Annotated in this window: 8 protein-coding genes and 1 pseudogene; 1 reads left to right on the top strand and 8 read right to left on the bottom strand. The window is 62.5% G+C overall.

The features are described 5' to 3' along the window. Nucleotides 1-229: 229 nt before the first annotated feature. Nucleotides 230-1,318 (bottom strand): ABC transporter substrate-binding protein, encoded by a 1,089-nt coding sequence (locus IVB32_RS08475; RefSeq protein WP_018453275.1) that lies wholly within the window; start codon nt 1,316-1,318, stop codon nt 230-232. 288 nt (nt 1,319-1,606) lie between these two features. Between IVB32_RS08475 and IVB32_RS08470 the strand changes: the two genes are divergently transcribed. Further along, on the top strand, nt 1,607-2,692 hold the full coding sequence (locus IVB32_RS08470) for an NAD-dependent epimerase/dehydratase family protein (RefSeq protein WP_018453276.1): 1,086 nt from the start codon (nt 1,607-1,609) through the stop codon (nt 2,690-2,692). Nucleotides 2,693-2,792: 100 nt separating this feature from the next. Here IVB32_RS08470 and IVB32_RS08465 read toward each other — a convergent pair whose 3' ends face one another. From IVB32_RS08465 to IVB32_RS08435, 7 genes and pseudogenes are all read right to left on the bottom strand, one after another. After that, nucleotides 2,793-3,134 (bottom strand): hypothetical protein, encoded by a 342-nt coding sequence (locus tag IVB32_RS08465; protein ID WP_026232500.1) that lies wholly within the window; start codon nt 3,132-3,134, stop codon nt 2,793-2,795. A gap of 64 nt (nt 3,135-3,198) precedes the next feature. Next, the gene (locus IVB32_RS08460) at nt 3,199-6,270 is read right to left on the bottom strand and encodes a winged helix-turn-helix domain-containing protein (protein WP_247369039.1); all 3,072 of its coding nucleotides are present in this window, start codon (nt 6,268-6,270) and stop codon (nt 3,199-3,201) included. 44 nt (nt 6,271-6,314) lie between these two features. Beyond that, entirely contained in the window at nt 6,315-7,628 is a 1,314-nt protein-coding gene (locus tag IVB32_RS08455; RefSeq protein WP_018453279.1) for a Gfo/Idh/MocA family oxidoreductase, read from the bottom strand. A gap of 189 nt (nt 7,629-7,817) precedes the next feature. Then, complete coding sequence (locus IVB32_RS08450; RefSeq protein ID WP_018453280.1) at nt 7,818-8,618, bottom strand: phytanoyl-CoA dioxygenase family protein; 801 nt, start codon at nt 8,616-8,618, stop codon at nt 7,818-7,820. Nucleotides 8,619-8,689: 71 nt separating this feature from the next. Then, nucleotides 8,690-9,364, bottom strand: coding sequence for a GntR family transcriptional regulator (locus tag IVB32_RS08445; protein ID WP_018453281.1), 675 nt, complete (start codon nt 9,362-9,364; stop codon nt 8,690-8,692). Between the two features lie 184 nt (nt 9,365-9,548). Continuing rightward, nucleotides 9,549-10,361, bottom strand: coding sequence for an alpha/beta hydrolase (locus IVB32_RS08440; RefSeq protein WP_247299307.1), 813 nt, complete (start codon nt 10,359-10,361; stop codon nt 9,549-9,551). A 2-nt stretch (nt 10,362-10,363) separates the two neighbouring features. After that, nucleotides 10,364-10,525: pseudogene (locus IVB32_RS08435) on the bottom strand (alpha/beta hydrolase); the annotation flags it as partial.

Below are 10,525 nucleotides of genomic sequence, written 5' to 3'. Positions count from 1 at the left end.
CCAATCCCTGCAATCTCAAATGCCGCCGCAACCGGAAAACTGACTCCTGCTCAATCGCTTAGTGCCTTGTTCACGGACGACTAGATACTGGATCGCCCGGTCAAGCCGGGCGATGACACCTTTGGTGACGCGATCTTTCGCTTAACCCCGCCATCCGCGCCCCAACAAAAAGCCCCGGAGCCATCTCCGGCGCTTTCGTCGTTTCTGACCCCACGCGTCGCTCAGCGCCTCACGTCCGTGTCCGCATCCGCATCATGAAGCTGTCGAAGCTCAGCTCGGCCACCTGCATCCAGGCCAGCGATTCGCTGCGGAAAGCCGTCAGGCTCGCATACATCTTGCCGAAATGCGGATTGGTTTTGGCGAGATCGGCGTAGATCTCGTTGGCCGCGCCATAACAGCTCTCCAGCACTTCCTGCGGGAACGGCTTCAGGATCGCGCCGGCCACCAGCAGACGCTTCAGCGCCGGCGGATTGACGTAGTCGTATTTGCCGGTCACCCAGGTGAAGGTATCGCGCGACGCGGCATCGACCGCGGCCTGGTAGTGCTTCGGCAGCGTGTTCCATTTGTCCAGATTGATGATGTTGTGACCCTGGCCGGTGCCTTCCCACCAACCCGGATAGTAATAGTACTTCGCGACCTTCACGAAGCCGAGCTTCTCGTCGTCATAGGGCCCGACCCATTCGGCGGCATCGAGCGTGCCCTTCTCCAGCGCCGGATAGATGTCGCCCGCCGCGATCTGCTGCGGTACGCCGCCGACCTTGGCGATGATCGTGCCGGCAAAGCCGCCGACCCGGAATTTCAGCCCTTTGAGATCGTCGATCGACTTGATCTCCTTCCGGAACCAGCCACCCATCTGCGCGCCGGTGGATCCGGTCGGAATGCCGATGGCGTTGTATTCCTTCAGCAGGTTGTTGATCAGGTCCTGGCCGCCGCCCCACTGCAGCCATGAAATATGCTGGCGCGTGTTCAAGCCGAACGGCAGCGACGTGCCGAACGTGAAGGCGGGGTTCTTGCCCCAGTAATAATACAGCGCGGTGTTGCCCATCTCCACCGTTCCGTTGGCGACGGCGTCGAGCACCTGCAGGCCCGGCACGATCTCGCCGGCGGCGAATGGCTGGATCTGGAAACGATTGTCGGTGATCTCGGCAACGCGCTTGGCGAAATACTCGCAGCCGCCGTAGAGCGTATCCAGCGCCTTCGGCCAGCTCGCGGCGTATCGCCATTTGATCTCGGGCATCGACTGCGCGATCGCCGGCGCAGCGACGGCACTGGCGGCGAGGCCCAATCCGCCTGCCGTCAGGAATTTACGACGTTCCATGCGCTTCCCTCCGTTAAGTCGATGCTTCGACCAGGGACCGATCTTGGTGTCGTCTTGTCTTCGTCGACGCTCGACGTTGTCTGTTGAGACGTTGTGGCGTTTCCGAACGGCCCTTGCGGGCACTCGAAGATGGAATTCCGATCGTTGCGGTTCCGCGGCGAGGATGACCGGGCGCTTCGCCGGAATCAAGTCTCATGGGCGCCTCGCAGGTGCGAACGCCGGCCTGACGCAAGTCGGGCCTGCAAGCGATCTGCTATTCGGTCATTCAAAAACTAGGGAGGCTCGCGCATGACGGGCAAGAAAATCGTGGTCGCCGGAGCGAGCGGTCTCGTCGGCAATGCCGCGTTGCGACACTTCGGCGTCTCGGGCGGGTGCGATGTCATTGCCCTGTCCCGGCGGAAGCCGCGCGACCTCTACGGTGCCCGTCATGTACCGATCGACCTGACCAGCGCAGCGGATTGCGGGCGTGCCGCCTCGGAACTGAGCGGCGCAACGCATCTGATCTACGCCGCGCTCTACGAGGCGCCGCAGCTCGTCGACGGCTGGCGCGACCCGCAGCAAATCAAGACCAACGATTTGATGCTGCGCAATTTGATGGGTGCGCTCGAGCCTGTGGCGCCCGGCCTCAGGCACGTCGCCCTGCTGCAGGGCACCAAGGCCTATGGTGTCCACGTTCGCCCCTTGACCGTGCCGGCCCGCGAAGGCCGCTCCGAAATGTACGAGCAGCCCAACTTCTACTGGGCGCAGGAAAACTTCTTGCGCGACCTCCAAACCGGCAAGGCTTGGCATTGGAGCATCCTGCGGCCGGTGCTGATCGTCGGTCTCGCCATGGGCGGCGCCATGGACCTGATCCCGCCGCTCGGCGTCTATGCCGCGATGCTGCGCGAGCAGGGCAGGCCGCTCGACTACCCCGGCGGCGCTCCGCGGGTGGGGCAGGCCGTCGACGTCGATCTTCTCGCCCGCGCCATCGCCTGGTCGGGCGAGGCCGAGGCCGCGCGCAACGAGGCCTTCAATGTGACCAATGGCGACGTCTTTACCTGGGAGAACATCTGGCCTGCGGTCGCCGATGCACTGGAGATGAAGCCGGGCAGGCCGGTCCCGCTGTCGCTCGCGAGGGAATTCCCGAGCTGGGTCGCTCCCTGGGATGCGCTGCGGCGCAAGCACGACCTAGCATCGCCTGCGCTGGCCGAATTCGTCGGCCTCTCGTTCCAATACGCCGATTACAGCCTGCGCTATGGCCACACCGAATCCGGTCCGCCCTCGATCGTCTCGACCGTGAAGATCAACCGCGCCGGCTTCACCGAGATGATGGATACGGAAGACATGTTCCGGAAGTGGTTCAGGCAGGCAAAGCAAGAGCGACTGCTTCCCTGACCGAGAGCCAAAGCGGATACGTCCGGGATCGTTGCCCAGGTCAGACTGTGACCCGGAGCGGTCCGCTGGCCGAGCCGGTTCGAACGGCTTCAGATCTGGCTTATCTGAGCGTGTGTCGCAACCACCGTGAGGGACGGACATCACCTAGGACGGCGATCCTCTGTAGCGGCGAAAAGTCGACTTTCCACAGATCAAGTTCAAACAACTCGTCGCGCTGGCCGAGGTTCAGCGCGACCGACACCAGCACTCCATCGGCATCGTCGAATTCGCATTCGCCAATACATCGGCCGAAACGCCGATCTGCCGCGCCGACAAAGAGAAGGCTACCCATCCCACCGTCGTTCATTTCCTCGACGAGCCCAAAATGGTCCTGCAAGGGCGAATGCTGACCTAGAATAAAGGCAACCAGATCACGCTCTGCGGGGGTGAGTGGGCGTGGCATCTTCTTTCTCGTAGCGGCTGGCGTGCATTGGCTCTATCACGCTGCGAATCCTTATTGATCCAAGCTAGGTTGGCTCGTTCAACAATGTCAGCAGAGAACGAGCTTTGACTAAATCTGCAGTGGCAAGTCCCTCGGAGAAACGAACGTAAAGGGGCGCTAGCAGCTCCCGTGCCTCACCGATACGCGACTGCTTCTGCATCAGGGATGCCAGAGTTGTCGCCGTCCTGAGCTCCCAGGATATTGCGCCTTGGCGGCGTGACCACTCGAGAGAGTGATTGAGGTGCGCTTCGGCCGACACGAGCGCCTCCGCGCCACCTTGATTGAGCGCCAGGATACCCTTGATGCGCAGCAGTTCAGCGACGAACCAGCGGTCCTCGTTCCTTTCCGATTGAGCCAGCGCCCTTTCGATCGTTGTATTGGCTCCGCGGTGATCGCCGATATCAGACTCACCGAGTGCGAGATTGCCCAGAAGGAATAAATAGCGGCTTTGAAAGCCGGTCGGGGGGAAGCCATTCAAGCCTTCGCGAAGCAGGGCAAGGCCCGCAGCGGTGTGGCCACCCTTCATCTCCAGAATACCCGCATAACAGCGGCCCCATACTCCCATTGCTCTGAACGTCGCTTCTCGATGAAGCATAGTTGAGATGAGCGCTTCCGCAGCATCAAAATTGCCGATCTCAAGCGCTAGAGGGCAAGCGCCGAAGGCAATCGCATAGAGAAGAGAAAAATCGTGTCCAAGTGCCGTCGCATGATCGAAGGCGTGTTTGCCGACCGCGGCTGCCTGGTCCGGAAAACCCAACAACCAAAGCGTTTGGCTGTAGTACGTTCGGGCAGCCACATGTTGATCAAACTGATATCGCAGGGCGTGCATTTGCCCTGGCGGCGCGACGTAGCCTGCCAGCATTTTTTCCAGATGTCGCCGGGCGCCGGCTTGGTCCCCTAGAATGTGCCGCGTCACTCCCAAAATCCGCTCTCCGACGAAACGATCAGCGACATCGATAGCGCCATCAGGCAGGTTGACGAATTTTTCGGCGATCTGCAGTGCACCGGGGAAATCGCCTCTTAGGTATCGCCCTATCCAGAGACCCCATAAGCTCCTCAGCTGATATTCGTTGTCGTCCAGTTCTTCAGCCAATCGGGATACACGCAACCACGCATCGTCGATGATCGCAGCGTCCCCGGTCGATTCCATATGCGCAACCGCCAAAGTGAAGAAGAGGCGGAGCTCCCGGCGCGCGTCACGACCCAGCTTTTCGTCGATTTGGAAAACCGCTTGCTCTGTCCGCTCCCGACATTCGTCTATGAGCATATGATGAATCCAGACCGGTGCGGCAGCGGTCGTGAGGTCGAGCGCTAGCAGCGAATCACCAGACTTGCCATGCGCCCAGTCGAGGGCAACGCGGATCTCATCGATCGGCCGACCATTAGTGGCAACCGATGCTTCGGTCAGATTGTTGCTTCCTGCCCCTTTCAGGGACCGAACGAGCTTGGAGGCAGACGCATTTTCGCTCTTCCGGAAACCGGACAGCTCGACCCCAATCCGCTCGAATAAAGTTAAATGATAGACAGCATGACGGCGAGCAACGAGGTTTGCATCATCGCTTCTGGCCAACTTTTCCTGCACATACCCGCGGGTGGTATCCAGCAATCGGTATAGCGGGATGGCGAGACGAGCGTTCGCTGTCAGAAGTGACTTGGCGGCAAGACTGGCAACGGACTCGATCACCTGCGAATCGTCCAAATCATCTCCGGCCGCGATCGCGAAGGCAGCCTCGATCGTAAACGGCCCAACGAAAACAGATAGTCGGCGCAGGATAATCTGCTCAAGCTCCGGCAAAAGATCGTAGCTCCAGTCGAGCGTTGCAGCCAGAGTCTGGTGTCGCGGCAACGCCGTTCGCCGGCCTCGCCAGAGCTCGAACTTGTGGTCGAGGAGCCGCAAAACGTCATGGACTCCGTAAGCGCCCACACGACCAGCTGCGAGTTCGATTGCGAGGGGGATTCCGTCGAGCTTTCGGCAGATCTCGGCCACGACCGGTGCATCGACGTCGTTGAGTATGAACTGAGGCTGACTTGCTGTAACGCGTTCGACAAAAAGCTGTACTGCAGCGTATGCCATCGCCTCTCGTGCATTGGGACCCTCAGGCGGAAACTCGAGGGGAGCTATCCAATGAACGTGCTCGCCTCTGACCCGCAAGGTTTCACGGCTTGTTGCCAAGATGTAAACTTGCGGCGTTTCCTCGAAGATGGTTTCTGCCAGCGCAGAAGCCGCCTCAATCACACGCTCGCAGCTATCGAGCACCAGCAAAACTCGGATGTCTCGCAGTGCGGCCAGAAGGCCGGGGATAGGATCGCGATCGTCAACGGCAAGTCCGAGCGCCGAGCCGATCGTACCCGCCACGAGATGCGGATCAGAAAGTGAGCCCAGGTCAATAAGGTGAACCAGATCGGCAAACTCTGTAGTGAGTTGGTGGCCGACAGATATTGCCAGAGTTGTTTTTCCGATCCCGCCCGGACCGACAATGGACACGAATCGTTCGGCCATAAGATGCGAGGAGATCGCTTGCACGGCGTCGTCCCTGCCAATCATCCTGCCAAGGCGATTCGGAAATGTTGAGCGTCGACCCGATTTTGCGATTTCAGCAACAGGCTTGAGCGTTCGTGAGACAGGCGCCACGAAGCTATACCCTTGTCCTGGCACGGTCGTGACATACGTCGCTCCGGCCTCTCCATCGCCGAGCACCTTGCGCAAGCCCGCCATATGAAATCTAAGGCTACCCTCGTCGACGGTGACGCCGGCCCAAACCCGAGCTAGCAGAGTCTTCTTGCTGACAACTTCGCCAGCATGCTCGACAAGAACTGTAAGGATGTCCAAGCTACGGGCGCCCAACTGAAGTGGTACACCCGATTTTTCTAGACGTCTCCGCTCCGGGATTAATTCAAAGGGCCCAAAAGAAAAACTTTCTTTCGCGAGCCGATCTTCATTGACGACCGAGCCCACCATCATCATGCGTCCAACTGGTTGTGCCGCGCGAGCTACCTTGCCATGGTTGCCACTGAAATCAATGGACTGGTGAAGGCGGCGGAACTCAGCAGAGCATGTTCGCCCCTCTGTCGCGCACATGTGGCGGCCAGCGGACATCGCTCAGTCCGCACCAATAAATCTCGATTTTATGAGTACAGGGCCTACTCTGCGCTAATGAACGCCGCTTCCATGGCCTTCCGCGTCCTGATCGTCTCGTTGCCCGCGTCGAACTCGACATCGCTCCAGCGCACGATCTCGCCATGGGCGACGTCGTGCTTCAGCCTCACGCGATGCGCCAGCCCGATAGGCAGCGCGCCGGCCTTGAGGCTCGCGGCCGCCGGCAACAGCTTGCCCCACACCGTGTAGCCGCCTTCGCCGTCCAACATCTCGCCGGCGCGCAGATTGCGTTTTGCCACGGCGGCGACGTCGCCGCGGAAACCATGGGGCTGCCCGGTCGGCTCGCCCCGCAGCGCGGCCGACAGCACCGAGATGTTCAGCTCGAGGCCGATCAAATGGTAGGGCTTGTACATCGCCGCGTACCGTCCGCTGCCGTCGGTCTTGAGGCCGTATTGCCTGAAGCAGTCGGCGGCGTAGTCGTTCGGCGCCTCCAGCACGACGTAGACGCCCCAGCGCAGATCGCGAAACACCGGCCTTCCATCGCGCTCGAGCGAGGAGACCACCTCCACGACGCCCGATCGCTCCAGCACGCCGCCCTTGCTGCCCGGCCGCATGATATGCGGCAGGTCGTCGACGCCGCAGGGTGGAAACAGCAGGCCCTCCGCAGGCACGTCCAGTCCGCAGGCGTTCGCAATCGCGGCCATCTCGATCGCCGATTTGGTACCGTCGAGGAACGAGTTGAACATCTGCGGATTCATCCCGGCCGATTGCGCCTCGCCCGCGGTCAACCCGTAATGCTGCCAGACGCTGTCGGGCGTCACGTCGTGATAGGCCGGCAGATATTTTGTGCCTTTGCCGGCGGCAACCACATGAAAACCGGTGGCGCGCGCCCAATCCACCATTTCCGCGGTCAGCGCCGGCTGGTCGCCATAGGCGAGCGAGTAGACCACGCCGGCCTTGCGGGCTTCCTGGGCGAGCAGCGGACCGGCAAGCACGTCGGCCTCGACATTGACCATCACGATATGCTTGCCGGCCGCGATCGCCGCGCGGGCGTGTTTGATGCCGACGGCGGGATTGCCGGTCGCCTCCACCACCACGTCCATCGCGCCGCCGGCGATGGCGCGCGCGCCATCATCGGTGAAGACGGTGGCGGCGATCCGCTCGGCGCTCCAGCCCACCGTGCGGCAGGCCTCGCGCGCGCGGTCGCGATCGATGTCGACGATGATGGGTACCTCCAGCCCCGTCGTGTGCGGCACCTGCGCCAGGAACATCGAGCCGAATTTGCCGGCGCCGATCAGCGCCACACGGACGGGCTTGCCGGCGGCAGCGCGGGCCTGGAGGAGGCGGAAGAGGTTCATGTTGTTACCCGATCAAGTATGGTGGTCCGGACGCGGTGCAGCGCCATAAGCGCGTTCACGCGCGTCTTCGACGCACTATGGCGCTACTCCGCAGAGCCGGCACCCAGAAAGAAAACTATCCGTGTGGTATGGGCCCGGCTCTGCAGCGCACCGCTTCGCGCTGCGCTGCGTCCGGGGCACGAGAGTGTCCTACTCCGCCGCCTGCCGCGGCGCACGGGCGAGCCGCACCAGTGCGTCGTCCTCCACCGTCTTGATCGGCGCAAAATCGCGATGCGCGATGTACTCCGGCCGCGTCGGGGTACGGATGTAATTCGAAACCGCGTTCAGCGTCAGGTACACGATCTTGCGCGGATAGGGCGTGATGTTGCCGGCCGAGCCGTGCACGAGATTGCCGTGGAACATCAGCATGCCGCCGGGCTTTCCCGTCGGCGCAACGATGCCGCCCTGCTTGACCAGCCGCGTCACGGTCTCCTCGTCCAGCGTCCACAGCGGATAGGAGGTCGTCGCGAGGTCATGCGAGGCCTTGAGGTCGCCGGCGTTCTGGCTCTGCGGTACCAGCATCAGCGGGCCGTTGATCGGCATCACCTCGTCCAGGAAGATCGCGATGTTCATCGCGCGCGGCTCGGGCATGCCGTCGTCGCGCTTCCAGGTGCCGTAATCCTGGTGCCATTGCCAGACATCGCCGGTGAAGGCGGATTTCGCGTTGATCTTGAACTGGTGCATGTAGACCTGCTCGCCGAACAGCTGCTCGACCGGGCCGATCATGCGCGGATGAGCACCCAGAATGCCGAACGCCTCGTTGTAGAGATGCGCGGCAAAGGCGGTGCGTGGCGCGCCGCTCTTCTCGCGCCAGACTTCCGGCCGGTTCGTGTCATAGATGCCGACCGCCTCGCGCGCGAGGAGATCGACCTCCTCCGGACTGAACAGTTCGGGCAGGAACAGCCAGCCCTCGTGGTGGAAGAACTCCAATTGCTCCTGGGACAGTTTCACGGCGCGTCCTCCTGTTTTGATTTGTTGTCGCTCGTCTTGGCCGGCCATCCACGTCTTGGCAGTGGCGGTCGCTACGCCGCCGCCTCTTCCGTCGCCCTCAATCTCTCCTCAGTCATCCGTCCCGCCGTCTGCGCGTGCGCAAGCGCCGCACGTTCGGCCGCCTTCGCATCTCCTGCGAGAATATGTCCGGCAATGTCGGCATGCTCGGCCCAGGCGCTGCCGCGATAATCGAGCTCCGACAGCACCGTCGCCATCGAGCGGCGCATATGGGGCCATTGCGGCGTAATCGTCTCCTCGATCACGGGATTGCCGGCGAGCCGATAGATCGCGCGATGAAACGCGACGTCGAGCGCGATCAGCTCGGCGAGCGTGGTCTTGCCATCGATCCCGCGTCCGGCGGCGAGCGCCGCCTCCAGCCGCGCGCGTCCCGCCGCATCGCCTGCGCGCTCCGCTGCCAGCCGCGCCGCCAAGGCATCGATTGCGCCGCGCACCTCGTAGAGCTGGCGGATGCGTGCGGGATCGAGCTGGGTGACTTCAAAGCCGCGCCGGCCGCTCTCGGCGACAAGTCCCTGCCGGTGCAACAGGTGCAGCGCATGCGACACCGGCTGGCGCGATACGCCGAGCCTGTCGGCGAGCTCGTTCTGCCGGATGCGCTGGCCGGGCTGCAGCGTGCGGTCGGAGATCGCCTCCAGGATCCGCGCATAGACCTGGTCGATCAAGTTCGGAAGCGGGTCGAGAGGGATCACGCCGGCAGCTCCGAGACGGAGGGAATACGGAATTCCGTATTCAAGGATACGGCGAGGGGATAAGGGCGTCAAGCGCGGCCAAGGGGGCGTCCAGCCTCATTTCGCGCCACCTAAGTCATTGATATTGCTGGGCTCAGCTACTGTGCATGGGGTTGTTTTTGAGGAAAAAAGAGTGTGAGGCCACTTACTCCGCCAAAAACGCGTCCACCGCCTCGCCGAACTCCAGGGGCGCCTGCTCGAACATCCAGTGGCCGGCATTGGGGATCACGGCTGTCTTCGCCCCGGTGATGTGCTCGGCCAGCACACGCCACATCACCGACAGGCTCCCTGTCGTCGCCCCGCCGCCGATCAGGAGTGTCGGGGTCGTGATCGCCTGCGCGTCCGCGAGCGTGTAGGGCCTGCGCTGCTCGTTGATCTGGCCGAGGAAGGTGATCGCGTTGTCGCGCAATTGCTGCTTCGCCGCCGCCGGCACGCGCCGCCACGAGCCGTCGCCTTCGATGCCTTCGTAGAAGTTCTGCAGCGCGCCCTCGATGTCGCCGGCGCGGATCATCTCGACCGAGCGCGCCGTGCGCGCCGCCAGCGGCGGGTGCGCGGGCGTGCCTGCGGGCACCGGCAGGCTCGCATCGAGATCGCCGCCGGGTTCTGCAAGCACCAGCTTTCGCAACAGATCGGGCCGCGCCTGCGCCACGCGAAAGGCGATGTGACCGCCGCGCGAATGGCCCATCAGATCGACCGGCGCGGGTTCGACCTGCTCGATGAAAGCGATCACGTCAGCGACGTGCTGGGCCATCTTGTAATCGTCGCCGACGGCATCCCAATGTTCGGGAAAGAAATGCCGCAGGCTGACCGAGATCACGCGATGCGATTTCGACAGCGGACCGAGCACGGAGTACCAGGTGCGGAAATCGCCGAGCGTGCCGTGCACGCAGACCAGCGGCGGCCCCTCGCCCACTTCGAGATAGGCCATGTCGTAACCATTGACGCGAAGTGTCTGCATGATCAGCCCGCCAGAAAATCCAGCACCAGTTCGGAGAATTTCTGCGGCGCCTGCTCGAACATCGGGTGCGTTGCGTTTGGGATGACCGCCGTCCTGGAATACGACACATGCGCCGCGAGCGCATGCAGCACTTTCGGCAGCAGGCCCTTGGTCCGCGCGCCCAG

It is taken from the genome of Bradyrhizobium sp. 23 (assembly GCF_023073295.1).
GTDB lineage: Bacteria > Pseudomonadota > Alphaproteobacteria > Rhizobiales > Xanthobacteraceae > Bradyrhizobium > Bradyrhizobium canariense_D.
The sequence above is the reverse complement of the archived record's forward strand: the minus strand, read 5'-3'. Positions and strand labels throughout refer to the sequence as shown.